General features: G+C 30.1%; 27 protein-coding genes. 12 read left to right on the top strand and 15 right to left on the bottom strand.

What is annotated here, in order from left to right:
* Window positions 1–29: 29 nt before the first annotated feature.
* From BMY33_RS03395 to BMY33_RS03385, 3 genes are all read right to left on the bottom strand, one after another.
* Entirely contained in the window at window positions 30–1139 is a 1110-nt protein-coding gene (locus BMY33_RS03395) for a hypothetical protein (RefSeq protein WP_091405590.1), read from the bottom strand.
* 116 nt (window positions 1140–1255) lie between these two features.
* Window positions 1256–1924 (bottom strand): LytR/AlgR family response regulator transcription factor, encoded by a 669-nt coding sequence (locus tag BMY33_RS03390; RefSeq protein WP_091405586.1) that lies wholly within the window; start codon window positions 1922–1924, stop codon window positions 1256–1258.
* Window positions 1917–2969: a sensor histidine kinase gene (locus tag BMY33_RS03385; RefSeq protein WP_091405582.1), complete on the bottom strand. Its 1053-nt coding sequence runs from the start codon at window positions 2967–2969 to the stop codon at window positions 1917–1919. The genes BMY33_RS03390 and BMY33_RS03385 overlap by 8 nt, the downstream gene beginning before the upstream one ends.
* Before the next feature lie 189 nt (window positions 2970–3158).
* Between BMY33_RS03385 and BMY33_RS03380 the strand changes: the two genes are divergently transcribed.
* From BMY33_RS03380 to BMY33_RS03365, 4 genes are read left to right on the top strand one after another with little or no spacing between them, the layout of a single operon-like run.
* Window positions 3159–3458: an EF-hand domain-containing protein gene (locus BMY33_RS03380; RefSeq protein ID WP_091405579.1), complete on the top strand. Its 300-nt coding sequence runs from the start codon at window positions 3159–3161 to the stop codon at window positions 3456–3458.
* 46 nt (window positions 3459–3504) lie between these two features.
* Window positions 3505–4275, top strand: a complete 771-nt coding sequence (locus BMY33_RS03375) for a YHYH protein (RefSeq protein ID WP_091405576.1) — start codon at window positions 3505–3507, stop codon at window positions 4273–4275.
* The gene (locus BMY33_RS03370) at window positions 4262–4876 is read left to right on the top strand and encodes a toxin-antitoxin system YwqK family antitoxin (RefSeq protein ID WP_091405573.1); all 615 of its coding nucleotides are present in this window, start codon (window positions 4262–4264) and stop codon (window positions 4874–4876) included. The genes BMY33_RS03375 and BMY33_RS03370 overlap by 14 nt, the downstream gene beginning before the upstream one ends.
* The gene (locus tag BMY33_RS03365; RefSeq protein WP_091405570.1) at window positions 4848–5513 is read left to right on the top strand and encodes an SCO family protein; all 666 of its coding nucleotides are present in this window, start codon (window positions 4848–4850) and stop codon (window positions 5511–5513) included. The genes BMY33_RS03370 and BMY33_RS03365 overlap by 29 nt, the downstream gene beginning before the upstream one ends.
* A gap of 296 nt (window positions 5514–5809) precedes the next feature.
* On the opposite strand, the gene BMY33_RS03360 is transcribed toward BMY33_RS03365, so the two are convergent.
* From BMY33_RS03360 to BMY33_RS03330, 7 genes are all read right to left on the bottom strand, one after another.
* Window positions 5810–6208: a thioesterase family protein gene (locus BMY33_RS03360; RefSeq protein ID WP_091405566.1), complete on the bottom strand. Its 399-nt coding sequence runs from the start codon at window positions 6206–6208 to the stop codon at window positions 5810–5812.
* Window positions 6209–6225: 17 nt separating this feature from the next.
* Window positions 6226–7140, bottom strand: coding sequence for a DUF5777 family beta-barrel protein (locus BMY33_RS03355; protein ID WP_091405563.1), 915 nt, complete (start codon window positions 7138–7140; stop codon window positions 6226–6228).
* Window position 7141: 1 nt separating this feature from the next.
* Window positions 7142–7687, bottom strand: coding sequence for a YceI family protein (locus BMY33_RS03350; protein WP_091405560.1), 546 nt, complete (start codon window positions 7685–7687; stop codon window positions 7142–7144).
* A gap of 17 nt (window positions 7688–7704) precedes the next feature.
* A complete protein-coding gene (locus BMY33_RS03345; RefSeq protein ID WP_091405558.1) occupies window positions 7705–8133 on the bottom strand; it encodes an OB-fold protein in 429 nt (142 codons plus the stop codon).
* 10 nt (window positions 8134–8143) lie between these two features.
* A complete protein-coding gene (locus BMY33_RS03340; protein ID WP_091405555.1) occupies window positions 8144–8494 on the bottom strand; it encodes a hypothetical protein in 351 nt (116 codons plus the stop codon).
* 104 nt (window positions 8495–8598) lie between these two features.
* The gene (locus tag BMY33_RS03335) at window positions 8599–9447 is read right to left on the bottom strand and encodes a hypothetical protein (protein ID WP_091405553.1); all 849 of its coding nucleotides are present in this window, start codon (window positions 9445–9447) and stop codon (window positions 8599–8601) included.
* A gap of 335 nt (window positions 9448–9782) precedes the next feature.
* Complete coding sequence (locus tag BMY33_RS03330; RefSeq protein WP_091405550.1) at window positions 9783–10919, bottom strand: LytTR family DNA-binding domain-containing protein; 1137 nt, start codon at window positions 10917–10919, stop codon at window positions 9783–9785.
* A gap of 247 nt (window positions 10920–11166) precedes the next feature.
* Here BMY33_RS03330 and BMY33_RS03325 point away from each other — a divergent pair, with 247 nt between their 5' ends.
* The 3 genes from BMY33_RS03325 to BMY33_RS03315 are packed head-to-tail and all read left to right on the top strand — an operon-like array spanning window position 11167 to window position 13046.
* The gene (locus BMY33_RS03325; RefSeq protein WP_091405547.1) at window positions 11167–11589 is read left to right on the top strand and encodes an OB-fold protein; all 423 of its coding nucleotides are present in this window, start codon (window positions 11167–11169) and stop codon (window positions 11587–11589) included.
* Window positions 11590–11596: 7 nt separating this feature from the next.
* Entirely contained in the window at window positions 11597–12145 is a 549-nt protein-coding gene (locus BMY33_RS03320; protein ID WP_091405545.1) for a YceI family protein, read from the top strand.
* Entirely contained in the window at window positions 12135–13046 is a 912-nt protein-coding gene (locus tag BMY33_RS03315) for a DUF5777 family beta-barrel protein (protein ID WP_091405543.1), read from the top strand. The genes BMY33_RS03320 and BMY33_RS03315 overlap by 11 nt, the downstream gene beginning before the upstream one ends.
* A gap of 96 nt (window positions 13047–13142) precedes the next feature.
* Here BMY33_RS03315 and BMY33_RS03310 read toward each other — a convergent pair whose 3' ends face one another.
* Window positions 13143–14705: a M28 family peptidase gene (locus BMY33_RS03310; RefSeq protein ID WP_091405540.1), complete on the bottom strand. Its 1563-nt coding sequence runs from the start codon at window positions 14703–14705 to the stop codon at window positions 13143–13145.
* 204 nt (window positions 14706–14909) lie between these two features.
* Here BMY33_RS03310 and BMY33_RS03305 point away from each other — a divergent pair, with 204 nt between their 5' ends.
* From BMY33_RS03305 to BMY33_RS03295, 3 genes are read left to right on the top strand one after another with little or no spacing between them, the layout of a single operon-like run.
* Entirely contained in the window at window positions 14910–15959 is a 1050-nt protein-coding gene (locus tag BMY33_RS03305) for a DUF3667 domain-containing protein (protein WP_091405538.1), read from the top strand.
* Window positions 15960–16005: 46 nt separating this feature from the next.
* Window positions 16006–17568, top strand: coding sequence for a protein adenylyltransferase SelO (locus BMY33_RS03300; RefSeq protein ID WP_091405536.1), 1563 nt, complete (start codon window positions 16006–16008; stop codon window positions 17566–17568).
* 10 nt (window positions 17569–17578) lie between these two features.
* Window positions 17579–17827 (top strand): peptide methionine sulfoxide reductase, encoded by a 249-nt coding sequence (locus BMY33_RS03295; RefSeq protein ID WP_091405533.1) that lies wholly within the window; start codon window positions 17579–17581, stop codon window positions 17825–17827.
* Window positions 17828–17877: 50 nt separating this feature from the next.
* Here BMY33_RS03295 and BMY33_RS03290 read toward each other — a convergent pair whose 3' ends face one another.
* The 4 genes from BMY33_RS03290 to BMY33_RS03275 form a co-directional block, all read right to left on the bottom strand.
* Entirely contained in the window at window positions 17878–20076 is a 2199-nt protein-coding gene (locus BMY33_RS03290; protein ID WP_091405531.1) for an acylase, read from the bottom strand.
* Window positions 20077–20113: 37 nt separating this feature from the next.
* Window positions 20114–21070 (bottom strand): LamG-like jellyroll fold domain-containing protein, encoded by a 957-nt coding sequence (locus BMY33_RS03285; protein ID WP_091405528.1) that lies wholly within the window; start codon window positions 21068–21070, stop codon window positions 20114–20116.
* A 120-nt stretch (window positions 21071–21190) separates the two neighbouring features.
* Window positions 21191–22738 carry an ABC transporter permease gene (locus BMY33_RS03280; RefSeq protein ID WP_091405526.1) on the bottom strand — a complete coding sequence of 516 codons (1548 nt, stop codon included), beginning with the start codon at window positions 22736–22738 and terminating at the stop codon, window positions 21191–21193.
* Between the two features lie 135 nt (window positions 22739–22873).
* Complete coding sequence (locus BMY33_RS03275; RefSeq protein WP_091405523.1) at window positions 22874–23737, bottom strand: ABC transporter ATP-binding protein; 864 nt, start codon at window positions 23735–23737, stop codon at window positions 22874–22876.
* Window positions 23738–24060: 323 nt separating this feature from the next.
* Between BMY33_RS03275 and BMY33_RS03270 the strand changes: the two genes are divergently transcribed.
* Together BMY33_RS03270 and BMY33_RS03265 are read left to right on the top strand one after the other, a co-directional pair.
* Window positions 24061–25041 (top strand): sensor histidine kinase, encoded by a 981-nt coding sequence (locus BMY33_RS03270; RefSeq protein ID WP_091405521.1) that lies wholly within the window; start codon window positions 24061–24063, stop codon window positions 25039–25041.
* The gene (locus BMY33_RS03265) at window positions 25042–25749 is read left to right on the top strand and encodes a LytR/AlgR family response regulator transcription factor (protein ID WP_091405519.1); all 708 of its coding nucleotides are present in this window, start codon (window positions 25042–25044) and stop codon (window positions 25747–25749) included.
* Window positions 25750–25760: the final 11 nt, after the last annotated feature.

Below are 25760 nucleotides of genomic sequence, written 5' to 3'. Positions count from 1 at the left end.
AATCAATGTTAAAAAGGGTAATCTTTATATTATTTTACCCACCAACTATTACCCGTTTTAAGAGCTAAGTTACCGCTAGATTCTCTTTGGATAATGATAAAACCATTATCTCCCATTCTATCTAATTGCTGTACATTAACATATGGCAGATTTACATATTCAACACCTTCAGCTGCTCCCTTTTTTACGACTGGTTTAGTAAGTGAACCTTGATAAGCTTCTAAATCTTTAAAATCCATTTTCATCAAAGCTCTGTTGCTATTTGCAATTAATAGATATCGATTTCCTTCATTTTCGATTTCAATCATATCTATAGGAGAATTACCGCTTCCTAGTTCAGCAACTGTTCTACCTTTATGATGCTCTCCTGATTTGATTTTATTCATAGGAAAAATAACTAATGGAGTACAGGTGTAACCCGCAAGCACTTGAGATTTTCCATTAATAGTAGTTGGAATAAAGGTTTTAATTGGAGCGTGTGTTTCATATTTTCCATGTGCTGCATGGTAAATTTCTAAAGAGCTATAATCTTGTGTGTCTCCAAAAGGAAAATCAATAGACCTAAATGTAGAGGCAAATTCTTTATTACTTAATCCAGACAATAATAATTTTCCATCTATATATTTAATATCTGCTACCGCCCATTTTCTTAATTTTCTTCCTCTTTTGTCTTTTGCTTCTTCAGATATTGGGTCTAGCAATGTGGTTTTACTAAAAGAAACATTGTCTAGAGGCACTTGTTTTAGAACATTATCTTCAACTCTTAATAGTATGGGTACTCCTGAGCTGTGATTAATAGAAAGATAAATATTGTTATTAGCTGGGTTAACCGCCATATCCGTGATTTGGATTTGATCAATGGTGGTTCCCATCATATCGGAAATCAGTTTGTCTAGATTGTCTAATTTTACTTTAGAGTTGTCTAATGTTGGATGTTCGCTAAAATCAATTGCTACGACTTGAGCTGCTTTACTATCTCCAATGAATAAAATTCCTGCAGGCCCAAAAGTCATTTTATGGATTGATGCGATGCCTGGATCACCAATCTTAAAATCTTTTTTTAAGGAAGGGTTAGCCTGAACTTGACTAACTAAAAAAGAAAGAATTGATGTAATAATTAAAGTGATAAGTGTTTTCATGATGAGTGATTTATGAATATATCATTGATCACAAAATAATAAAAATGAAATTCCTTTAGAGTTAAATAAATGCCAATACTGATAGGCGGTAATAAAACGAATGAACTAGTTCATATTCAAAACAATAGATTTTTAACTAAATCATAATAACTAGAACTTACTGGTATCTTTATATCAGTTAAAAACAGATCTTTTCCCTTGAGTGCGGTAACATAGTTTTTATTTATTATGAATGAGCGATGTACTCTCATAAACATTTCGGGTAATTTTTCCTCTAGCGATTTTAGTGTTTGATGGCTCATTATTTTTTTACGATTAGTGTGGAAAATAACATATTCACTATCACTTTCTATATATAAAACATCACTGTACTTTATTTTATGCAAGTCATATCCTGATTTAACGGTGATTTTATCTTCTGTACTGGTTATTAGTTTCTCTTTCTTTATTTTTTGTATAGCGGCTAAAAATCTATCAAAAGTAATAGGTTTTAATAAGTAGTCTAATGCATTTAATTCAAAACCTTCTAATGCATATTCAGAATAAGCAGTTGTAAAAATTATTTGTGTTGTAGAAGGTATTATTTTAGCAAGATCTGTCCCTTTTAACTCTGGCATTTGTATATCTAGGAATATAACATCAATAGATTCGTTCTTTAGAATATTAATTGCTTCAAGTGGGTTTTCTAATGAAGCGACTATTTCTAGATAATCTAGGCGATCTATGTAAGTTTTTAGAAGTGTTCTAGCTAGTTCTTCGTCATCGATTATTAAACACCTATGCATGATCGTCCAATTTTATATTTAGTTTTACGGTAAAATTATTATTATCAGTCGTAATCATTAACTGGTGTTTTTCTTGATATAATATACTTAATCTTTTCTTAACATTTTCTAGACCAATTCCGCCAATTTTATCTTTTTCTATCTTCTCTTTAGGAATACTATTTACAATTTCAAAGTTGATGTCAGCTGTATCAGAAATAACCTTGATTTTTATAAAGGATCCTGGTTTTTCTATATTACTATGTTTAAATGCATTTTCGATGAATGGTATGAATAACATTGGCGCTATAAGAACGGAATTATCATCAACATTAAATTGAGTTGTGATTTCATATGGTTTGCTGTTTTTTAAAGAAAACAATTTTATGTAATTTTTAATGTAGGTTATTTCTTTTTGAATGCTAACAAAAGGACGATCACATTCATAAAGTACATATCTCAACATGTCTGATAAATAACTAATACTTTGCTGTGTCTTATCAGAATCTATTACTGAAAGTGCATAAATATTATTCAGAGAATTGAATAAAAAGTGTGGGTTAATTTGAGATTTTAATAGTTTAAGTTCTGTTTGAAGATTTTCATTTTTATTTCTAATCATTTCTTCCTCTTTTTTTTGTGCAAACAAAAAGGTTTCAATAAATGTAGCAACCAAATAGGCAATAATTAAATTAGAAAAGTGAACCATCAAAATTGATGGAGGTTTTATTTTTCTTGGTGGTTTTTTTCTTGGACGCTCTAATAATCGTGGATTTTTAGGTGGAGGAAGTAATCTAACAGATAAATTGGATGAGATCGTAGAAGATGATAGTGCTGAAGCGCAAATGATACTAAAAGAAATTAAAAAGAAAAGAAGGTATTTCTTTTTAAATAGAAATTGTTTTGCTGTGTAAAAAACTAACAAGGCAATAAGCCCTATCTGAAACATAAAAAGAATAGAGTTTTCAATAAGAAACTTTTCATTATTCCTTTGACCAAACGATAAAAAAAACCAAATAATTCCCCATAAAATTATTTGAAAGAAGAATCTTTTGTAATTGTTCATAATACAAATTAAGTGAAAATATAATAGTTGGTTTTCAAAACGGTATACTAATTTATAGAGATATGAATCCGTTTGTAGATAGGAAACAATCATTCACATAAAATTTAAACCCATTTACAGAAAACCTCAATTTTGCATTATACTTTTCTCGAAATTTAAAGTCTATACAAGAAACCAAAACATAAAAATATGAAAAGTAATTTGTTAAACTTAGGAGTATTAATGACAGGGGTATTGTTAGTGATTTCTTGTAAATCAAATGCACAATCAAAAGAAGATAAGAAGGAAAGAGAACGTCCAAGTATTGAAGAGATTTTTGAGATGATGGATGAGAATGAGGATGGAAAACTAGCCGAGAATGAAGTAAAAGGACCTTTAGAAAGAGATTTTATAAAAATAGATTTAGATGAAGATGGGTTTATTACTAAAGAAGAATTAAAAAAAGCTCCTAAACCAGAAAGAAAAGGACCGCCGAGAAGAGAGCAATAAGGATTTTGGAATTAATAATTAACTAAATTAAATCTAAAAAATAAATATGAAACTAAATTTTAAAAATATCATAACACTATCAATATTAGGGTGCACGGTTTGTGTTGTCTTTATAGCATGTAGTGGTGATGACAATGGTACATCCACTACAGATGATGATGGAACAGTGGTAGAATTACATGCTGCTTTTGATGAATTTGATACGCAAGAGACAGACATTTATCTAGATGGATCTAATGTAGTGATAGAAACTACAGGAAGGCCTAACCATACAACTTCTTATTGGGGTGAGGGTAATGCTCTGTATATAGAAGAACCTGATGTTGCTGCAACACCAAGTATAATACCAAATTTTGATGCTTCTGCAACTTTGATGGTCGCAGCTAATCCTCAATTAGCAAATAGTACAACAGCAACATCGCTTGGAACCATTGGGATTGCTGTAAGTGGAGCGGCACTTTTTAATGATCAAGAAGGAAATGGTGCTCTCGATCAGGCAGCTGGATCTTTAGATTATACAGGAGGTCATATAGGACCTGGAGTATATCATTATCACTTAGAACCAAGAGCTTGGTCAAATGATGATGAAAATTTAGTAGGGATCATATCTGATGGATTTTTTATTTATGGGAGGAAGTGTAATTCTATAGATACGTATCCAACAGATTTAGATGCTTCTGGAGGTCATACTAGTACTACACAACATACAGATGAGGAAGAATATCATTATCATATTATTAATGAACTGTATTCTACTACAGGTAGTTATATAGTTTTTGCTGGACCTTTTAATGGCACTCCAAATGCGGTTAATTAAATCATTTATAATAATTAGTCTTTTTACATTTTCTTTTTGGAGTTGTAAAATTGGTGATGAGTCTAAAATTGATAACACTGAGAATAGAGTTATTAATGATATTCTAGTCTCAAAAGAATCATTGATCCTAAAAGCAAATGAGGGAAGATGGTATTATAAAGAGAAACCTTTTTCTGGATACGCTGTTAGATATAATTCTAATAAAATTTTAGAAGAAAAAGTGGGCTATTATGAAGGTAAAAAAGAAGGTTTAGCTCAAAAATGGTTCCCTGATGGTTTGTTACAAAAAGAATCATTCTATATAGCAAATCATCTTGACGGAGTTGTAAAAATATGGTGGCCTAATGGTAATATAGCCTCAGAAGGGAATTATATAAATGGAGTTCGAAATGGAATTCAAAAAAAATGGTATACAACTGGTCAGTTAGCAAAACAAACCAATTTAGTTGATGGAAAAGAGAATGGTATGCAACAGGCTTGGCTAGAGAATGGGAAGTTATATGTAAACTATGAAGCTAAAAACGGAAGAGTTTTTGGTTTAAAAAGAGCTAATTTATGTTATGCGTTGGAAAATGAAATTATACAATATAAAAAATTATAGTATTGTTTTATGTTGCTTGTTTTTTGGTTGTAATCAACAGCAAAATACAAGTAGAGTAGAAGTACTACCATATTATCAAGATGCGAGTTTTACGCCTTATTGGTTGACTCCTTATGCTAATGAATTGAATAACTTTCATAAAATTCCAGATTTCTCTTTAGTTAATCAAGAGGGGGAAATTGTAACGAGTAAAACTTTTGAAGATAAAATATATATAACAGATTTCTTCTTTACAACATGTCCAGGCATCTGTCCTAAAATGACATCAAATATGTTGTTGTTACAGGAAGAGTTTAAAAATGATGAGGATATTTTATTGTTATCACATTCAGTAACTCCAGAGAGGGATTCTATACCAATACTTCAGGAATATGCTGAATTAAAGGGAGTTCTTAATTCTAAATGGCATTTGGTTACAGGAGATCGTGATGAGATTTATAATCTAGGACGTAATTCATACTTCGTAGAAGAAGATTTGGGAGAAACAAAAACGAAAGAAGATTTTCTTCATACTGAAAATTTTGTTTTAGTTGATAAGAAAAAACATATAAGAGGTATTTACAATGGTTTGAATAAAGCGTCTATTAATCAGCTTATTACTGATATTAATACTTTAAAATCAGAAAAACAATTTTAAGTTTTTTACCCCAAGACCAAGATTATAGAGACAGAAGAGTTAGTTGCTTTTGTATTTATAGATAGATTTTGTGTTTGAATCTGGAACCCCTATAATTTTTTAAATTATGGGGGTTTTTATGTTCTGAAATTATTCATTTTCGGTAAGATTTTTACAATATATCATGGAGTGCTTAGATAGATTTGGATGTAAAGAAAGGCTGAATTTCAAAGAATTCAGCCTTTCAAATAATCAATTATCTAATATAAACTATTGTTCACAGCAATTTTCCCCCTTGCTTCGGTTACCCCAATAGTTTATTCAAATAATCGATCTATAATCTTTTTTGGAGGTATAATAATTTCTTGTTGATTACTATCCATCCAATATAAATAGGTGTTCGTAGTTACGCATAATTCATTATTGGAATTAAAAAAACGATTCCTAATGTTCAGTTTTTGTTTATTAGTATCAATAGAGATAAGTTCTAGATTTATGAAAAAATCTTGCATAAACATTAAATGTTTTCTTTGGATTAATGAACCAATTGATTTTTGCATGTTAAAATGTGTGTGTTCTCTTTTTTTGCTAGTGTATCCTTTTTCAAATAAGAATGCAAATAATATTGAAGATGTGTATTCTATGTATGCTGTATCTTGCATTACCATATAATCATCAACATCTTCTCCTTTAACTTTAAAATTTCTTCTAAACATCCTGACTTATTTGATATTTAAATTCCGGAATTTTTCATTTTTTCTAACCTCTTCTTTTTCTTATTACCAACTTGGAAAGCTCTAGATATATTAAACCCAAGATGTATATCACCTTCAAAAAAATCATCCGTTGACTCTGTGATAAAACTTTTTTCTATCATAGTAATAGAATTAGATAGAATTATTTGAAATACATGTCCTCCTGTTTCTATATCAACTCCAAAAGCTAAAGAATTAGAAGCTTCTATGGATTTTAAGGGATTGACGGTATAATAATATTCTCCATTAATTGAGATCCTTTTAGTGAGTTTTAATCTACTTCCTATACCTACAGCAAATATGTCATGAGGGTCTTCATTAATTTTTACTGAATTTCTATGGATGTAAGTAGGGGTAATTTGTAATGAAAACCCTGAACTAAATTTTCTTGCGATTAAAATTTGTGAAACATACGATAGCTTTTGACTAAAACTTGGCTCATTTTCGGGATCGAAATCTTTTAGTGTTCTGTAGGCAATACTAGAGAAAAGTGATGCTGTAAAAGGAAATGACTTTTCCCCTAAGCTTTGTTTCAAGAATTTATATTTAATAAAACCATCATACGTTTTGTCAAAACTACTTCTACCAACTCCTATCATTATGTCATTAGATAATCCATATTCAAATGCGAAACGGATATTTGATTGATCTAATCCATATAATTCATCAGCTCCTAAATTAACTCTACCAAAACGGTGAGAAATCATAAACTCTAAAGTTCCTTTATTTCTATTCTCTATAGAGTGACCATTCAATATTCTAGTTCCTTTAAAAGTAGAATAGACATAGTTTTTAGTCTGTGGTGTTTCTTCTTCTAGGATATCAAATAGATCTTGGCCGAATGTATGAGAGCTTGTTGCCAATAATGCGAAAACAATTAAAAAATTCTTCATATTATTTCTTGTATGGTTTATGATCTAATTCATATGTTACTTTTATACTCTCCGCAATATTATTTGAGACTACTGACGGTATTTCTATTTCGAAATCTGCAACTTTTACGATAAAATCTCCGTTTAAGATTATATTATCTTCCTTTTTACTAATGATACCTTTTGTCTCTATCTTTTTTGTTACCCCATGGATAGTAATATCTCCTACTATTGTTACGGGATTTTCATTTTCGTTTACAGAATCGAAATCCAGAATTTGCCCTTTAAAAATTGCTTTAGGGTATTTGTCAGATTCTAAGTAGTTTTCGTTAAAATGCTCTTGCATTAATGATTTCTCAAACATAAATGACTTAATCAAAATAGAAATAGCTATAGTTCCTGTTGATGTGTCTATAATGCTCAATACTTGATTGTTTTCTGCTTTAATGTCTTCTATTGGAGTGGCCGAAAAGAAGGAAGTGTATCCTTGTTTAGTTAAGAATTTTCCTTGTCCAAACGAAATAGCTGAAAATAATAATGTGAATAATAATATATATATAGATTTCATTTTTTTGATTTTATGGTTTATTCTATGATCACGCATTTAACCAATATAACATCTAGTAGGTATCCAGTACAGATGCCTTTTATATTGATTTGCTGACCTATTTTTAGGTTATTTGTTTTTGTGCTTTCTTCAGAAGAGAGATGACATGTTACACCACCAATAGCGTTTTTATCGCCTAAGGTTATGATGTTATTTCCATTTTTTCCTGAAGTTATTTCAGTAATAAGCCCGCGAACTTGAATTATTTGTTCTAAGAATTTTGAGTTAGCTTCATTTTCATTATTAAAAAAACTATCAATTAACTCCTTAGATTCTATTGATACGTTTGGTTTAGATTCTGATATGTTTGCGAAAGGTTTATTATATACTTTGATATAAATTAATATTCCAATCAAAATCATTAATAGTATTGAAATATTAATTGCATTTGTTGTTTTGCTCTTCATAGTATTTTGTTTAATTATTCAGAGCTCCATTCTCAATCCAGCAACGTACCAATTCTATTTGATCATTACTTAAAGAACCTCCTAATGGCATTGTTCTATTAACGACAACTTCTGTTCTTATTCGTTCAGAATTGTTTCTGATGTTTTCATAAGTTCTTAAATCAGGAGCTTGATTTCCACCATGACAACGTATACAGTTATTGTCAATAATTGGTTTAATATTAGTTGTAAAAGAAATAGCCGGATCGCATAATTCTTCTGTGATGATACCAGATTCTTCCTCCACGTTTCTTTCACAAGAAAGCAAAGAAAAGCCTAATACGATTATCAGTATATTTTTGATTTTTAATAGATCATTCATTTTTTAAGAAATTTAAATAAGAGGAAGCAAGTAAGAAATCTTATCTTCCTCTTATAACCAACTAACTACTTAATATTTATGTGATGAAATCTCGATATAATATTCTATAATGGAGTGATATCGGTATTAACCACTGGCCATATACCTGGAGAAGGCACACTAACTCCATAGTTATCTCCTCTATTAGTATCCTGTCCGAAATAGTAAAGAGGCCTTCCTTTATATGTTAATTGTGTTCTGCCGAATACATCAATAGTACCAAAATCATTACGATCTAAAATGCTTGGTAACCTATCAATATCTATATGAAAAATTGGCCAAATAGGATCATTAGAAAAATCTTGTGCCGTATAATTGTTATCATCTTTAGTGTCATTCACAAAAGCATAGATTGTTCTACCGGTACTACTAGTCATATAAAATGTAAGTTCATCTCCGACTACATATTCACTTGTGAAGTTCTGATCATTCCCATCACTATCTCTACCTATTAGTTGGGCTTCTGCATACATTAAAGAATAGTCAGGTTTTGCTATATACCAATTGTTACCAACCTTATCTCCGTTAGTATCACCAGCAACATTGTCATTAAAGAAATAATACAAAGGCCACCCTTTATATGTATTTTGTTTGTCTCCATCTGTTCTTGTGATAACACCAAAATCAGCAGCATCTAAGCCGTCGTCTAAGGTTAGGTCTGCCTTATAAAATATAGGCCAAGCTGTTTTGCAATCATTATTACATTCTGATTGTTCTTTAGTATCTCTAGAAAAGAAATAAAGAGACATTCCATCAGCATCTGTTAGAATATTTCCAAATGTAGGATCAGTGACCAATCTTACTGCATTAACATCTGGAGTAGGGTCTGGATCAATAATAGTATCTGAGTCATCACTACTACAACTTGATAATAATGATATAGAAGTGAATAATAGGAAAATTGATTTTTTCATTTTTAGATTATTTATGATTTATGATGCAAATAACCGGCAATGAAGGAGGTATAATCAAACAAACATGTGTGAGAAGGAAAAAGTAGCCTTAAAAAGGAAAAAAAAGACTTGAAGTTATAAAGCCTTTTTTATTACTCATATTTATCATAAGCTTAGTTATAAATAGAATTTGATCGAATTCTAATATACTAGTTTACTAACATAATGTTGACCTCTTGTCTACCTAAATCAGAGTGAAAAATAGTGCTTTAAACAATGAGATAGAATACTTTAAAGTGAGCCAATGAGTAAGATTAAAAAAAGAATATAAAAGTCTTTTAAGAACTAAAAACTCATTAGATATTTAGCCATTGTCTAAATTCTGCAGCCTTATTTTTACTAATAATTATCTCTACATCAGCATCTTTTATCAAGATTTTAAGTTGGCTGTTTCCGTATTTGATAATTTTAGCAATTGCAGTAATACTTATTATGAACTGTCGATTTGCTCTAAAAAATAAAGACGTATCTAGGTTGATAAGCATATCATCTAAACTATCATTACTTGTAGATTTATTGCCATCGAAACAGACAATATATGTTATTGTATTTTCTGTGTATATATATGATATATTAGTTATAGGAACAGGAACCAATTCATTTCTTATGTAAGTTAGAATTCTCTTTTTGCTCGATTCCTTTGTGATTTCTGTATTAGATTCTATACTAGAACTTGATTCTAAAGATTCTTCTTTAGTATTTTGAACTACTTTTTGTTGATAGGCTATAAGATCAGTATTTAATTTTGATAAATTAAGTAATTCACTTTCTAGGTCTGTGTTTTTCTGCTCAAGTTGTTTTTCATAATAACTTCCTATTATTCGAACAGCAATAAAAGATGATAAAATTATTAACCCTCCCATTAATGCAAAAATTGTATAAAAACTTGTTTTCAATTTTCTAATTTGAGCGCTAACTTTATTTAAATTAATGTGTGCAGCTACAATAAGATCAGAATCTTTTACTGGTGCGATATACACAATTTCTGATAGTTTATCTGTATTTGATAAGCTGTCATTTTCTTTTCTTTGATTAAGTAGAAGATCATATAATTTATCAGAACTATCTTCTTCACTTAACGATTTAATAAGTGATTGATCAGAGTTTACTTTTTGACCGACTTTAGTAATATCTGGATGACAAACTTCTTTTCCAGACCAATCAAATACGCAAATAAAAGAAGCTTTATTATGTGTGTTTTCAATTGCATGTTGGATGTTTTTAACCACATTTTGTTTGTCAATACCAGCTGATATTTGATAATGTGACAATCGTGAAATTTCATTAGCCTCTCTTTTACTGGATTCTAATTGTATTTCGATTAACTGATTGGCACTAACTTTAATGAAGTATTTTACGCCAAACGATGCGATAATTAGAAATATAACTGATATAGAAATAAAAGTTAAAAAGTATAATCGATCTTTTCTCATTGATTAATAATCTACTTAAGATAATTAAAAGCTGTAGATGCTTAGAATTTTTTGAAAACGAAAATAACATATTTTCTAACTACTGCATTTAAATCAATAAACAATTATAATTCATTTCAATCTCTTTTTTTCCTTTTTAATACATATATTTCATCTTTATCATTATTTTTTTTCAGGAGAGTATTAATTCTTATTTATTTGCATTAGTAATTAACTAAGCAAATAAATGAAAACTCGCTAATAATTAATGAACAACAAAATTAAAATAGTAATTTTTCTTTTTGGGCTTCTATTATTAGCAGGAGCATACATATATATGATGTTTTATGATGCATCACATATTAATGTTATCAATACTACTACAGAAATAAGTACTGATTCACGGGAACTAACAGCTTCATTTTTAAATAATGAGAAACAGGCTAATTTAGTTTATAAGGATAAAGTTGTGGAAGTAGTGGGTATTGTAAAAGAAATTACTTTTTTAAACAATAGAAATACAATAGTATTACAAGGGGGAAATAAGAATTCTGGTGTTTTATGCGATATGCAATCTGATCAATTTATAAAGGTGCAACAGCTTAAAAAAGGTCAGAAAGTAGAATTGAAGGGTATTTGTAAAGGCTTTTTAAAAGATGTTGTTTTATTAAATTGTATGCTTATCAATTAACTAACTAATGAATAAAATTATTGTTTTACTTTTTCTTCTGACTAGCGTGATGTCGTCAGATATTAAATCTGATCAGATTATTACTCGTCAGGGACAAGTTTCGTTCTTTTCATACACTTCTGTAGAAAACATAGAAGCTAAGAACAATCAAGTTTTGAGTATCATAGATCTTTCAAAAAATGAAATTGCGATTAGTATGCTTATGAATGCATTCATATTTAAAAAATCTTTAATGCATGAACATTTTAATGAAAGCTATATTGAATCTGACTTATATCCTAAGGCAACTTTTCAGGGTGAGATTATAGATTTTGATCCTTCAGCGGAAGGTGTACAGACTAAGTTTGTAAAAGGAACTCTTACGATAAGAAATATCGCCAAAGAGATTGAAATTAAAACAGATATTGATAAGATTGATGGAAAGTACTTAATAACAGGAGATTTTGAAGTAGTTGTAAAAGATTTTGAAATTAAGATTCCACCTATTCTTAGACCTAATATCGCTGAAGTTATATCAATAAAATTTAGATTTGAATATCAACCTTATGAAAAATAATATATTTTTTTTCCTTTATATATTTTGTATTGGGTTTAGTACCACAATATATTCCCAGGATTTATTAGAAACCCTAGAGAAAGAATATCCTGATACTCCTCAGTATGAAATAGCTACTTTTAAATCAACAAGAATTGCTATAGGTCATTCCATAGAGAATAGGAAAGAAGGAGTTTTGCAGGTTATGGCAATGAATAGGTATTGGAATATACCGGACTATCAAGGGCAAAGTTTTATTGCAGATAAGTGGAGTGCTAGAATTGCTTTAGAATATGGAATTTCAAATAGGCTTAGTGCTGGAATAGGTTGGACTACTTTAGAAGACGTCTATGATGGGTTTTTAAAATATAATTTATTACGACAACGTAAAAAATCTAAAAATTCATTTGTTAGTGTCACTCTTTTTCAAAATGCTTCCTATAGGAGTGAAAATGAAGGTAGGTCAGCTATTTACGGTGGTTTTGAGGATACTTCTTTTAGTGATCGTTTAGCTTTTACAAGCCAAGTTTTAATTGCTAGAAAGTTTACTCCTCAATTTTCTGCTCAGATTTCTCCAACATTTATTCATAGAGGGTCATCATTGTCTAATGAAGATCCGAATAACCATTTTGCTATTGGTATTGGAGGGAGATATAAAGTAGGTGGTCATGTATCTATAGTATCCGAATATTATTATGTAGCTAACCCAATAAAGTCTGTAGATACCTACGGAGCTTTTGCGTTAGGTGTAAATTGGGAGTTAAGTGATTTAATGTTACAGTTTCATATGACCAATGCTTGGAGCATGGTCGAAGATGTATTTATAACACAAACACCTAATAATTTTAACTTACAAGACGGTAATTTTACGTTTGGTTTTACAGCTACTTTTGCTTTACATTTAAAACAAAAACAACCTTAATTTACTAACGTAAATTTTCGGGATAAAATAGTTTATATAAAAAGAGACTTAGCGGTTTACGTTAAGTCTCTTTTTATATAAGAATGAAATATATTATTATTTCTTCTCAGCTTTATCTACAATGATTCTATTATCTCGATTTGCTAATTCCCAGGCTGTATAGAAAACTAACCTAGTTCTATTTTCTAATAAGTCATATTCTATTTTGTCAGGAGTATCACTTGGTTGGTGATAATCATCATGAGTACCATTAAAATAAAATATAACAGGGATGTTGTTTTTTGCAAAATTATAATGATCAGATCTGTAATAGAAACGATTAGGATCATTTTCATCGTTATAGGTGTAATCCAGTTCTACATTAGTGTATTTAGTATTTACTTCTTCAGAAATGTTGTGAAGTTCTGTACTTAACTTATCACTTCCTATTAAATACACATAGTTTCTGTTGTCACTTTTACGTTTAGGATCTGTACGACCGATCATATCGATATTTAAATCCGCAATTGTATTTTCTAAAGGAAAAATGGGATCTTTATCTGTGTAATAACGAGATCCTAAAAGACCTTTTTCTTCTCCTGTAACATTAAGGAATAAGATTGATCTTTTTGGACCATTTCCATCTTTTACTGCTTTTGCAAAAGCTTCTGCAATTTCTACAACTGCAACAGTACCAGATCCATCGTCATCAGCACCATTATAAACTTTTCCATCTTTTATTCCTTCGTGATCTAAATGAGCAGATATTACGATAATTTCATCAGGTTTCTCAGATCCTTTTATAAATGCAGCAACATTTTCTGAAGTAACTTTTTCAGAAACATTTTTATAATCCATAGAAACATTTGTTTTAATGATGCTGGACTTATCATTGGTAGCGATATCACTAACGAATGCTTTTGTCAAACCTTCGTTAAGAAGTAAAAAATAAGGATCTTCTTCATTCCCAGCTAGTGACATTCTACCAGATGAGTTAGCAAATTGTGCAACGGCCATTTGATATACTTCTGGAAAATAAAATAAAATGGCTTTGGCTCCTTTATCTATTGCAGCAGTACGCTTAGCAGCAAATTGTTGTCTCATATTAGACCATTTAGATGCTTCCGATGTTCCGGTTACCATAAATGTACCATCTTCATTTTTTGGTTCTCCTGATTTGATTAAAACAACTTTGTCCTTAACATCAACATCAGAATAGCTAGAAAATTTTTCGTCGTCGATTCCAAAACCAACATAAACAATTTCATTAATAGAAATTTTATCTGTTTTCCCAGCACTTAGAGATATGAAATCATCTTTATATGCAAATGATTTATTATTAACGGTTAGTTTTATTTCTGGACTTCCAGCAACCTCAAGTGGTACTTCCTGAAAATAATCTCCATCACTTTTAGCAGCAGGAACACCGTATTTTATATAATGTTCTTTCAGGAAATTAATAGCCAGTTTTTGTCCAGGTTTACCAGTTTCTCTTCCTTGAAACTCATCGGATGCATATGTATATAATGCAGTTTTTAAATCTTCTGAAGTAATTGTATTGGCATATGTTACAGGATCTTTAGTAACTTTTTTTGTTTCCCCAGATTTTGTTGTCGTTTTAGTAGTTCCACAAGCTGCAATAAGAGCTGTAACTGCTAAAACAGAAAATACTTTTTTCATAAAAGATGTGTGAATGTTAATTTTTTTGATTTTGCCAAAAATACAAGAATTTCCATATCATTTTGTTAAGTGATTGCAAAAATAGATATGATCATGTAGATGGAAGCTTGTTTTAAATTATAATTCAATAAGGATAGTAGTGTGAATGAATAGATCGAATTATATTTGTAATTTCGTTTCGTACATTTATTTAAACGATTAAAAATGTCTTCTACGAACCAATGTAAAAATTGTGAAAAATCTTTTGAAAAACCCTTTGATTACTGCCCTTATTGTGGACAAGAAGTTGCCGATAAACTAACCTTCGGGATATTATTTAGTAATACCATTGGTAATTATTTTGCTGTTGATGCACGTTTCTTTAAAAGCTTTATACCATTAATGACAAAACCTGGTGTTTTGGCAAGACGTTTTGTTGATGGAAAAAGACTTTCATATTTACATCCTGCTCAGTTTTATTTATTCATTTCAGTTATATTTTTTTTCATTTTTTCTTTTACGATTAGAAAAGCGGATAATACGCTAAATCAAAAGTTTAAGAAAGAGTTTAGTAGAGATGTTTCTATAGATTCTATACGTTTCAAAAAAGATTCTATTGGTATTGAAATAGCGAAAAAAGCCATCAAAGAAAATGTCCCTCTTTCTAATATTGCAAGTGAAGATCTTAAAGTCATTGATTCTGTGATTTCTGCAGAACAAAAAAACTCTAAATTTTCATTTAATTATAAACGGAAACAACTAGATTCTTTAATCATAAAAGGAGCTCCCTTAAATGAGAAATTACAAATTATGGGAGTAGATGAAGAGGATGGAATGATAACCAAAAAATTCTTTACACAAATATTAAAGTTCTATGAACAAAAAGGAGGTGGGATATTAAAAACATTTTACGACACAATACCCATTACAATGTTTTTACTGTTACCATTATTTGCATTCTTATTGAAAATATTTTATTGGAGAAAAGGAACTTTTGCGCATCATATGGTATTTAGTTTTTATTTTTTCACATTTGTTTTTACTTCATTTTGTTTTTTGATTTTGGTCAATTTAATGATGGAAATACCTATTTGGTTGCAGATTCTATTCTTTTTATCGTTTGTTATTTATCTAATTCTTGCTTTTAAGAATTTTTATAGAAGTAGTTGGATAGGTGCAATTTTTAAAGGGTTTGTGGTTAGTTATGTGTATATGATGATTATTGTACCATTTGCTTTTACGGGTATTATCTTAGTGTCTATATTTTTGTATTAAAAGAGAAAATTTAATTTTCTGAAGTGATTTTAAAGAATTATTAATAATGAAATTAAATATAAACAATACTTTTTCTGAAGAATTGCCTTCGGATCCGGTACTAGAGAATTCTAGAAGACAGGTTAGAAATGCTTGCTTCTCCTATGTTACTCCAAAAAAAACAAGTAATCCATCTATTTTACATGTGTCAGAAGAAATGAGGTGTGAATTAGGCCTTACTAAAGAGGATACAGTATCAAAGGATTTTCTAGAGATAATGACAGGCAATAAGGTGATGGAGGGTACAAAACCTTATGCTATGCATTATGGAGGACATCAATTTGGAAATTGGGCTGGACAACTTGGTGATGGACGAGCTATTAATCTAACAGAAGTTGTACATAATTCTAAGCGTTGGGCAGTTCAATTAAAAGGAGCAGGAGAGACGCCATACTCCCGAAACGCAGACGGCTTGGCTGTTTTACGATCTTCTATTAGAGAATATTTATGTAGTGAAGCTATGTATCACTTAGGTGTTCCAACAACCAGAGCTCTGTCATTAGCTATAACTGGTGATCACGTATTGAGAGACATTTTATATAATGGTAATGCAGCTTATGAAAAAGGTGCTGTTGTATCAAGAGTAGCTCCTTCTTTTATTCGATTTGGAAGTTTTGAAGTTTTATCAGCTCATGGAGATCATAAAACATTAAAATTGCTTACTGATTACACAATAAAACATTTTTATCCAGAAATAGAAAGTACAGGTAAAGAGGCGTATGTATTATTTCTTAAGAGGGTTAGTGAAAGAAGCTTGAAAATGGTTATAGATTGGCAAAGAGTTGGATTTGTCCACGGAGTTATGAATACTGATAACATGTCAATCCTGGGTGCTACAATAGATTATGGACCATATGGTTGGTTAGAGGTTTATGATCACGGCTGGACACCTAATACCACAGATAGTCAATTTAAGCGTTATCGATATGGTACGCAGCCAGAAATTGTTTTATGGAACCTTTATCAATTGGCGAATGCATTATTTCCGTTAGTCGAAGAGGTCGATCCATTAGAGAATGTTTTGGATGAGTATCAAAATTCTTATAAGAATGAATACCTACATATGATGACATCAAAAATTGGATTGTTTTCCAAGCAATCTGAAGATAGTATTCTTATAAAGGTTTTAGAAGAATTACTTCAAAGTATAGAAACCGATATGACTATTTTTTTTAGAAAATTAGGGAAGTATAAAAAAGGAAGTTTCGATCAAGGGGTACAAATAATATCAGATGCATTTTATGAATCAAATGATTTAAAAGGAGATATTCTAAAGCGCTGGAATGATTGGTTTATAATGTACGATGAGAGATTAAATATAGAGATTTTGGGAGATGAAGAACGAAAAGATAAAATGAATATTATAAATCCTAAATATGTTTTACGTAACTACATGGCTCAGTTAGCGATAGATGATGCAGATAAAGGTGATTATAAGTTAATAGATGAACTATATCAAATGCTTAAAAAACCTTATAGTGAACAACCGGAATATGAAAAGTGGTTTGCAAAACGCCCTGATTGGGCAAGGGATAAAGTAGGTTGTTCTATGTTATCTTGTAGTTCTTAATATTATTTATATGATGCTGGATAAGATAAATCAGATAAAGGAAGGATATTCTGAAGGATTTTATAAGAACAATAAATATAGTATTACAAAAGAAATTTTTAATGAAGGAAAGTCTTTTAAGATATACGCTAAAGAACTAAAAGGAACTGATTTTATCAGTCTAAATTATTATATAACTTCTTCTACTGAATTATTAAAACCTTGCGAAATGCCGAAACAAAAGGTTATTGATTTTCTAAACAATGTATATTTAATTTAAATCAATAACCTTTTGATTTTATTTGTCTTAACTGATTTAACCTAAAGTGTTTATTTATCTGTATCTCCAGGATGATATGTTTTTTTAGCACGCTTTTGAACATCTTCTTTGTAATATGCTGCTTCCTTGAATTGAATATCCGTGTAGGGTTGTATTTGATCATTAAAGTGAGGAGAGCTAGGATTACCGCTTTGTCCTCCAGCTAAACTAGTTTTTGCTTTTATCTTATCGCCAAACTCTACCACTGCTACAAAGCTATTTCCTCTAGTGCCATAAATTTTCTTGGTATTATTTGTATAACGTACTCCATATGCAGCTAGTGCTCCCCAACGTCCGGATGCAAAACCAACAGCAGTACTTGGTTTATTGTCATCAAAAGGTTGTTTGATATCTCCGTTTATACGCTGAAAACGATTTACTTCTCCCCAAGGAAGAATACCTCCAAAATCTTCTTCTATTTTGCTAAGGGTTTCTTTAAAAATGACCAACCTTTCTTCTAAAGGAGACTTCGTTCCGAAATAGGTTAGAAGTTTCATATCACTAATTTTTTCTTCTGGTCTTTTACCTTTTTCAGCGTAGTGAGTTCCATAAAAATGAGCAAGGGTCATTGCTTTGGAATCTTTTGAAGTTCTGTAATCCCAATTCCGTAGAATCTCTATTGCACTTCCTAATTCTTTAGTTCTATCAATTTTATCATAAGCTTCTACAAGTCCTGGAATTAACTTTTCGAAAGCAGGTAAATATGGATCATAGGCCAATGAAATAAGGCTGTCTATGGTATAATCTTTTTTGTTTTTGAGTAATTCAATAGCATGGACTCCCCTAAAGTTTTCTCGGTCTATGGACATATACTTAGGGTACGATTCTTTTTTAGGACTAAATTCTAATGCTGCAGTATAAGGAGTTGAATTACAGTTTTGTAACCAACCATTAGCGGGGTTTAAAAGAGTGATAGCTTCATTTACAGGATGTAAGCCGTTCCAATCAGTTTTTGGGTTACTTCCATCAACAGGTTTGGTGTAATCAAAAGAGGAATCCCTTACAGGAATGAAATTACCATGAAAATAGGCGATATTTCCTTCTGCGTCAGCATACACTGTATTGTTAGATGAATTTGTTTTTATATCCATCATATTCATAAATCCTTTATAACCTTCTTGTTTTGTTCGTATATAAGATTGTTCTAAAGCTTTTACAGGTTCCCACATTAAAGCAGTTGCGACCCATTTACCATCTTTAAGATGTGTTATTGGACCGTGATGAGTTCTATAAGCAGGAAATGTTTTTTCTTTTAGAGAATCACCTTCTTTATATTTTAGAACAACTTCATATTGTTCTATTGATCGTAATTCATCTCCATATTGGTACATTGGTTTCCCTTCTTTCTTAGTCGTTGTTTCAATAAATTCATCAATAACATCTGTATAGGTAGAAGTGTGCATCCATCCAGTTTTTTCATTAAAACCTTGATATACAAAAAACTGCCCCCAAGTCACTGCGCCATATGCATTTAACCCTTCTTCACTTACCATATGTACTTCTCCTCTAAAATAAAAGGAAGTATGTGGATTAATCAATAACATTGCATTCCCTGATTGTGTTAGCGATCCAGAAATAGCAATTCCGTTAGAACCTTGCGGTTCCAACATTTCTTTTTCTTTTTTTAAGGTCTCTTCTTCAGATATAGGAAGTTCCATACCTCTTTCATACATAGCTTTAATTTTACGAGTAGAAACACGTTCAATATCACCTCCAATAGACCCTTCGCTAAAATACATAGGCATCCAAGGTTCGAAATGAGTTAATAATTTAGGAGTTACTTCTGGATGTGTTTTAAGGTAAAAATTAATACCATCAGCAAAAGCAATACATAACTCTTTTAACCATTGTGGGCTTTTTTTATAATTTGTTATTGCTTCCTCTTTAGTCATAAAGAGTTTTGCTCTTAAGTCGCTATAAATAGCTTTTTCTCCTTCTACTTCGGCTAATCTACCTATAGCCCAGATATAATTCTGCTCTACACGGTTAAAGTCATCTTCACATTGTGCATATAATAATCCAAAAACAGCATCAGCATCTGTTTTTCCATAAATATGTGGTACACCAAAATCATCTCTAATAATTGTTGTATTTAAAGAATGTTCTTGCCAACGTTTTTCTTCATCACTAAGTTCTATCTTGGTTTCAGTTTTACAAGAGAAGAGTAGGAAAGAGGTAATGCAAAAAAATATGATTTTTGATCGTATCATAGCGTTAGTTATATAATAAATAAGGTGGGACGAATTTTTATTTTAAAAGTGTGTGAACTCCGTTTTCTAGAGAAAATAATGTAGATATCTCTTTTGGAGTAAGATTTCTATTAAAAATAGAAAGTTCATCCATTAAACCTATATATCCTAATCCTAAGTAAATATTAGAATTCTCTAATTCCCAAGAAAAAGGATCTGTAATACCATCTCTTTGTCCCTTTAATACACCATTTATGTATAAAGAGGTTTCTCCTTTTCCGGAATTCAAATTTTGGAAATTAATAAATATATGCGTCCAGGTTCCTTTAGCAAACGGAGGATTAGAAACAGGAAGTAATTGATTTATGAAATCGGGATCATCATTATCAGATATGGTGGTATCCTTTTTCCAAGAAGCTTTATCACCAATTACTCCAAGCCTAAAATCTCTAGGGTTTTCTTTAGTAAAATCTACCCAAATAGAAGCATCATTATAACTTACATCTGTTATTTGGATGGGATCACAATATCCAGGCTCTAAATCTGTAGCGGGGTCTAGGTTGAGCCAAAAAGAAACAGCTCCATTCCATTCATTTTCGTTGTATGATATATTATCCTTACTAGCATAATAGATATAACTTTTACTGTCTTCTTCGTAAAGAAGCGCTCCACCTTTTAAACCTTGACCTTCGGATAAACTAACTCCTTTTTTATGTAACCCTATTTTAGCAGAATCTCTGGCCTTTCTTGATGGAACTGTATATAATTTAGGATCTCCTAAAGAAAAATCTGCATCAATACCTTTATCAAAAGAAGTATAAAAAGTTAAGGCATTTTTTAATGCTGTTTTTGTAGTATCCTTTTTAGTTATATCTTTTGGAGTATTATCTTTTTTGGTATTGTCTTTTTTGGTATTGTCTTTTTTGGTATTGTCTTTTCCACAGGATATTACCATAAATGATAGAACCAGTGTAAAAATAATACTGTAGCGAAGGGTGATTTTTACAGATTTCATGAGATGATTTGTGTGTGTTTATATGGTTATAAATATATAAAAATATACCCACCAAATACTATGGTGGGTTACTTGAAACCTTAGTTTTAAAAAAACTTTATGAAAATGTAATGATGGCTTTCAGTTTCTTAATTGATATCCTCTTGTTAGAAATCCAATTGTTCCCAATATTACAGTTATCATAATTAAATAGATTAAATAATTAGAATTATGATGTAAGCCTCCGAAATAATCAGTAAAAGGTATTTTATTGATATTAGCATACGTTATCATAAAGAATAATATCTCGAATAACTTTTTTCCTTTGGTTACTATTCCAATTGTTGATCCTAGTAAGACAATAAAAATAGCGCCTACAACAATATTTAGATTAGATAGAAGATCAAATAGTATAAAAAATCTAACTATTAAAGGTAAAGCTAATAGTATCATCAGTATTGTTCCTGCTATTATTTGTGAAGTTAATAATCTTCTCAGAGGTTTATGAGAGGTGAAAGCAAAATGGTGAACATTATTATATACTTCTTTAGAAGATATTTCTGATAATCTGTGAACTTGCAAAAACCATAGAATAGGAAGAATTAGTGGATAGGCTATATCCATTGGAATAAAGGCCAATAATACAAAACCAATAATATTTATGATCCATAACCATCTTTTCCCTTTTCTATATAGTAACATTAATTCTGTTTTTACTAAAGAAAAGATTCTATAATCAGTATTAGACTTCTTTAGTTCGGATAGTATAATTTCTTGATTATTTTCCTTTTGTAGAAATTTAGGAGTAGATATAGTATTTCTCAATTTTTCCTTCATATTAAATCGATGAAATAGAGGTGTTATGATTACTATTAAAATTAAACCTAGTAGCATCCACATAAGGCGACTTGCTATGAAACTAACAGGAAAAGATAATCCATTAAATTCAAATTTTTGAGTTTCTTCTATGTTTCCTAAAACATATCCTATTGATAAGTTTGTTTGTTCTTCTACTTGTATAATATCTCTAACAGTTTCCTCCATATGATGCATTACTATTTTTGTGCCAAACGGATCTAGTTCATATTGTGTTTCTTGATTGGATGAAGAAAAAGCTAATACAGAAAACAAAAAGAAGAATCCTATATTTTGAATGATAGAATATTTTCTAAAAATTACTTCAAAAATTATTGCTAATACCGATATAACAAACATTGCGGGAATCGGGATTAAGAAATATGGAATTAAGAAATCTAATATTTCCAATGAGTATCCATCGTTGTATAAAAAGAAAAGTAAAATACTCATTAAAAATATTATACATACTATAGTTAACAATACTAGGAAATTACTTAAAACTTTCGATAATAGGTATCTGAAATTGGTAATAGGCGTAGAGGCAGTAATATGTCCTATTTTGGTGATTTCGTCTTTATTGATAGAATTATTAATTAAATAGAAACCAATTAATGATAGGAATATACTGGTCATTATAGCAGTTACGTATCCGAACCAGGCCGAGTTATAATATCCAACATGATCAGCAATTCTTATGGTAGAATATGTAGCATTTGGTTCGGGGACAAATGTATAGGCTATTGCTAAGCTTATGCATAAGGTTATTAGAAAACTATAACTTCTAGTTCTCTGAAGATAATCGAATTTTATGGTTGATAAGAATGTTTTCATGGTGAATAGTATTAGTATGCATAATAAACTCCGATATGAACTTTTTTCAAGAAAACCAGAATTGCAATTAATAATAATATGGTCGCTGCGGATAAACCGATTATGTTTTTTTTATTCGTTGATTTTTTCATGGTATCAATTTATTTTAGTTAGATATAAATATGCGTCTTCGAGATTTGCTTTTTTAGATGTTGATCCAGTTATTGGGTTTTCAGAGATATATCGAATACTTAATCCTTGAACTTTTCTAGCAGTGCTTACAACGATATGGTTATCTTTAAAATTTTTTAATTCTTCCTTATTTATGATTGTTTCAAAAACTTTTTGATCAACTAGTTTTATAAGTTGTTCCTGGTTTCCTTGAGATAATAAGCCGCCATTTTTCATCACGGCTACTTGATCCGCTATAGTATCAATGTCAGATACGATATGTGATGATAAAATAACGATACAGTCTTGTGCTAAATCTGAAATAAGATTTCTAAAACGAACTCGTTCTTCGGGATCTAAACCTACCGTTGGTTCATCAAATATTACAATTTTAGGGTCATTTAAAAGTGTTTGTGCGATTCCCACGCGTTGTTTCATTCCACCAGAATAGCTTCCTATTGGCTTATTAGCAGCATCTAATAAATTGAGTCCTTCTAATAACTGTTGTATCTTAGTCTTAAGATTAGGACCTCCAATACCTTTTAGAGCAGCTATGTATTCTAAGAATTCGAATGCATTAAGGTTTGGGTATACACCAAAATCTTGAGGAAGAAAACCTAATTGTTTCCTTATGTAGTTTGCATCTTTTAGAATGTTATTTCTGTTTAGAATGATGGTGCCATCTGTTGGTTTACTAATGGTCGCTATCATTTTAAGAAGTGTGGATTTTCCTGCGCCATTAGGACCTAGTAATCCTAATATTCCTTTTTCTATGGTAATTGAAAAATCTTTCAACCCATATTTATTTCTATTGTATTTTTTAGATACATTTTTGATTTCCAGTTTCATATATTGTGATTGTTTATTAAAATTAGTAGTAACTACATTCTAACACATTCCTATATTTTCTATAAGTATGATTGTTAATTCAATGATAAATTCTATTAGCGATTTCATATATGTGATATTTAATTGATGAGATCAAAAGTGATATATTATCTCATTAGAAAGAAAAAAGAATGATGAATGAAGGTTTCATCGTGATATAATAACTAATGTCATTTTAACCCTGAAATAAGTCAACTTAAATGTAAAAATGGGTCTTACATCATTAAAAAGTGATATTTCGCAAATCAAAACCTATTTTTGATTAGAAAATTTAATAAATCAATATGTCAAAGTTAGACACTTGGATCGATAATAAGCTTTTGCAGAATATCCTAGTTTGGTTATTCTTGATGATCATTTTTTTAATGGTAATTCAGGCAGAGAATAGGTTGCTAGCATCAGCGGCTATTATTGCATTTATCATGCCTCCTATATATATAAATAACCTTAAAATATTACCGTTTTTTTTTAAGAACAAAAGGACCTTAGGGATTGTTTTATTTATCTTAAACATTATTATTTTTACTTTTTTAGGAGTTGCATTATTAAGTAGGTTTTTTGAGAATTTTCAATGGAAAATGCTTTTAAATGTGTTTGGAGCTGTTCTATTAATAATACTTTTCGGAACTGCTTTAAAATTAGCAAGAGATAGTTTTTATAGACGTCAAGAAGAAAAAGAGGCAGAGTTAAAGTTATTAAAAGCACAATTGAACCCACATTTCTTATTTAACACTTTAAATAATCTATACGGTTTATCCGTTGTGAAATCAGATAAACTTCCCAGTTTAATGCTTAAACTTTCTGATTTATTAAGATATAGTCTATATGAAACCAAAGAAACATTTGTCTCCTTAGATAAAGAGATAAAGTATCTAGAAAATTATATTTCGTTAGAGAAGATACGATTAGAGGATAAAGCGGATATACAGTTAAATATTACAGGTCATGAGGAATCTAATAAGATTATTGCTCCTATGTTATTTATTGTGTTTGTAGAAAATGCTTTCAAACACTTAGGAGTTTTAGAAGGTGTAAAAAGTAAAGTGTCTATTGACATTGATATAAAAGAAGATTCTCTCGATTTTAAATGCATGAACACTATCGATTCAATTCATATAATGAATAATGATTTAGAGAAAGGAAAAAGTGGTATTGGTTTACAAAATGCAAAAAAACGTTTAGATTTGATGTATACCGATAAATATGAACTAGATACTACACAAGAAAAAGATTTCTATCAAGTAGCATTAACTCTTAAATTTTAGATGAAAGTATTACAATGTTTAATAGCTGATGATGAGCCTATAGCTCGCCAAATCATAGAGAATTACATTCATGAAATACCATATTTAGAGGTAGTTAGTACTTGTAAAAATGCTTTTGAAGTAATGGAGTTTTTACAAGGTAATAGTATTGATTTGTTGTTTTTAGATATCAATATGCCAAAATTATCTGGTATAAGTTTACTGAAAACGATGCGTCAAAAACCTCAAGTAATTATTACGACGGCTTATCCAGAATATGCTGTGGAAGGTTTTGAATTATCGGTAACTGATTATTTATTGAAACCATTCTCTTTAGAACGTTTTCTACAAGCTGTTTTAAAGGTGCAACAGCAATCAACCCCTATTCAAGACACTATTGTTGTAGAAAAGGAAAATAGTGCAAAATCTGTATATGTTAAGAGTGATAAGAAGATTATTAAATTAGACTTAGAAACTATTAACTATATAGAAGCTTATGGCAACTATATCAAAATATATACAGATCAAATGATTTTAACACCTGTAACATTATCCGATTTTTTAGAAAAATTATCTGATAACTTCGTTAGAATTCATAAGTCGTATGTTGTCAATTTTAATAAGCTTAAGTTAATTGATGGTAATCAAATAGTATTACAAAATGATAGTAAATTACCTATTAGTAAATCATATAGAAAGTTAGTTTTAAATAGAATTGATGGTGTTTAATCGTATATGTT

The organism is Aquimarina amphilecti (assembly GCF_900109375.1).
In the GTDB taxonomy this organism is placed as follows: domain Bacteria; phylum Bacteroidota; class Bacteroidia; order Flavobacteriales; family Flavobacteriaceae; genus Aquimarina; species Aquimarina amphilecti.
Note: the sequence above shows the minus strand (reverse complement) of the source record. Positions and strands in the feature narration are given on the sequence as shown.

What these genes read in the sequence shown, in the direction of transcription:
- BMY33_RS03395 (WP_091405590.1), bottom strand. Translation starts at nt 1,139, where the DNA reads ATGAAAACACTTATCACTTTAATTATTACATCAATTCTTTCTTTTTTA.
- BMY33_RS03390 (WP_091405586.1), bottom strand. Translation starts at nt 1,924, where the DNA reads ATGCATAGGTGTTTAATAATCGATGACGAAGAACTAGCTAGAACACTT.
- BMY33_RS03385 (WP_091405582.1), bottom strand. Translation starts at nt 2,969, where the DNA reads ATGAACAATTACAAAAGATTCTTCTTTCAAATAATTTTATGGGGAATT.
- BMY33_RS03380 (WP_091405579.1), top strand. Translation starts at nt 3,159, where the DNA reads ATGAAAAGTAATTTGTTAAACTTAGGAGTATTAATGACAGGGGTATTG.
- BMY33_RS03375 (WP_091405576.1), top strand. Translation starts at nt 3,505, where the DNA reads ATGAAACTAAATTTTAAAAATATCATAACACTATCAATATTAGGGTGC.
- BMY33_RS03370 (WP_091405573.1), top strand. Translation starts at nt 4,262, where the DNA reads ATGCGGTTAATTAAATCATTTATAATAATTAGTCTTTTTACATTTTCT.
- BMY33_RS03365 (WP_091405570.1), top strand. Translation starts at nt 4,848, where the DNA reads ATGAAATTATACAATATAAAAAATTATAGTATTGTTTTATGTTGCTTG.
- BMY33_RS03360 (WP_091405566.1), bottom strand. Translation starts at nt 6,208, where the DNA reads ATGTTTAGAAGAAATTTTAAAGTTAAAGGAGAAGATGTTGATGATTAT.
- BMY33_RS03355 (WP_091405563.1), bottom strand. Translation starts at nt 7,140, where the DNA reads ATGAAGAATTTTTTAATTGTTTTCGCATTATTGGCAACAAGCTCTCAT.
- BMY33_RS03350 (WP_091405560.1), bottom strand. Translation starts at nt 7,687, where the DNA reads ATGAAATCTATATATATATTATTATTCACATTATTATTTTCAGCTATT.
- BMY33_RS03345 (WP_091405558.1), bottom strand. Translation starts at nt 8,133, where the DNA reads ATGAAGAGCAAAACAACAAATGCAATTAATATTTCAATACTATTAATG.
- BMY33_RS03340 (WP_091405555.1), bottom strand. Translation starts at nt 8,494, where the DNA reads ATGAATGATCTATTAAAAATCAAAAATATACTGATAATCGTATTAGGC.
- BMY33_RS03335 (WP_091405553.1), bottom strand. Translation starts at nt 9,447, where the DNA reads ATGAAAAAATCAATTTTCCTATTATTCACTTCTATATCATTATTATCA.
- BMY33_RS03330 (WP_091405550.1), bottom strand. Translation starts at nt 10,919, where the DNA reads ATGAGAAAAGATCGATTATACTTTTTAACTTTTATTTCTATATCAGTT.
- BMY33_RS03325 (WP_091405547.1), top strand. Translation starts at nt 11,167, where the DNA reads ATGAACAACAAAATTAAAATAGTAATTTTTCTTTTTGGGCTTCTATTA.
- BMY33_RS03320 (WP_091405545.1), top strand. Translation starts at nt 11,597, where the DNA reads ATGAATAAAATTATTGTTTTACTTTTTCTTCTGACTAGCGTGATGTCG.
- BMY33_RS03315 (WP_091405543.1), top strand. Translation starts at nt 12,135, where the DNA reads ATGAAAAATAATATATTTTTTTTCCTTTATATATTTTGTATTGGGTTT.
- BMY33_RS03310 (WP_091405540.1), bottom strand. Translation starts at nt 14,705, where the DNA reads ATGAAAAAAGTATTTTCTGTTTTAGCAGTTACAGCTCTTATTGCAGCT.
- BMY33_RS03305 (WP_091405538.1), top strand. Translation starts at nt 14,910, where the DNA reads ATGTCTTCTACGAACCAATGTAAAAATTGTGAAAAATCTTTTGAAAAA.
- BMY33_RS03300 (WP_091405536.1), top strand. Translation starts at nt 16,006, where the DNA reads ATGAAATTAAATATAAACAATACTTTTTCTGAAGAATTGCCTTCGGAT.
- BMY33_RS03295 (WP_091405533.1), top strand. Translation starts at nt 17,579, where the DNA reads ATGATGCTGGATAAGATAAATCAGATAAAGGAAGGATATTCTGAAGGA.
- BMY33_RS03290 (WP_091405531.1), bottom strand. Translation starts at nt 20,076, where the DNA reads ATGATACGATCAAAAATCATATTTTTTTGCATTACCTCTTTCCTACTC.
- BMY33_RS03285 (WP_091405528.1), bottom strand. Translation starts at nt 21,070, where the DNA reads ATGAAATCTGTAAAAATCACCCTTCGCTACAGTATTATTTTTACACTG.
- BMY33_RS03280 (WP_091405526.1), bottom strand. Translation starts at nt 22,738, where the DNA reads ATGAAAACATTCTTATCAACCATAAAATTCGATTATCTTCAGAGAACT.
- BMY33_RS03275 (WP_091405523.1), bottom strand. Translation starts at nt 23,737, where the DNA reads ATGAAACTGGAAATCAAAAATGTATCTAAAAAATACAATAGAAATAAA.
- BMY33_RS03270 (WP_091405521.1), top strand. Translation starts at nt 24,061, where the DNA reads ATGTCAAAGTTAGACACTTGGATCGATAATAAGCTTTTGCAGAATATC.
- BMY33_RS03265 (WP_091405519.1), top strand. Translation starts at nt 25,042, where the DNA reads ATGAAAGTATTACAATGTTTAATAGCTGATGATGAGCCTATAGCTCGC.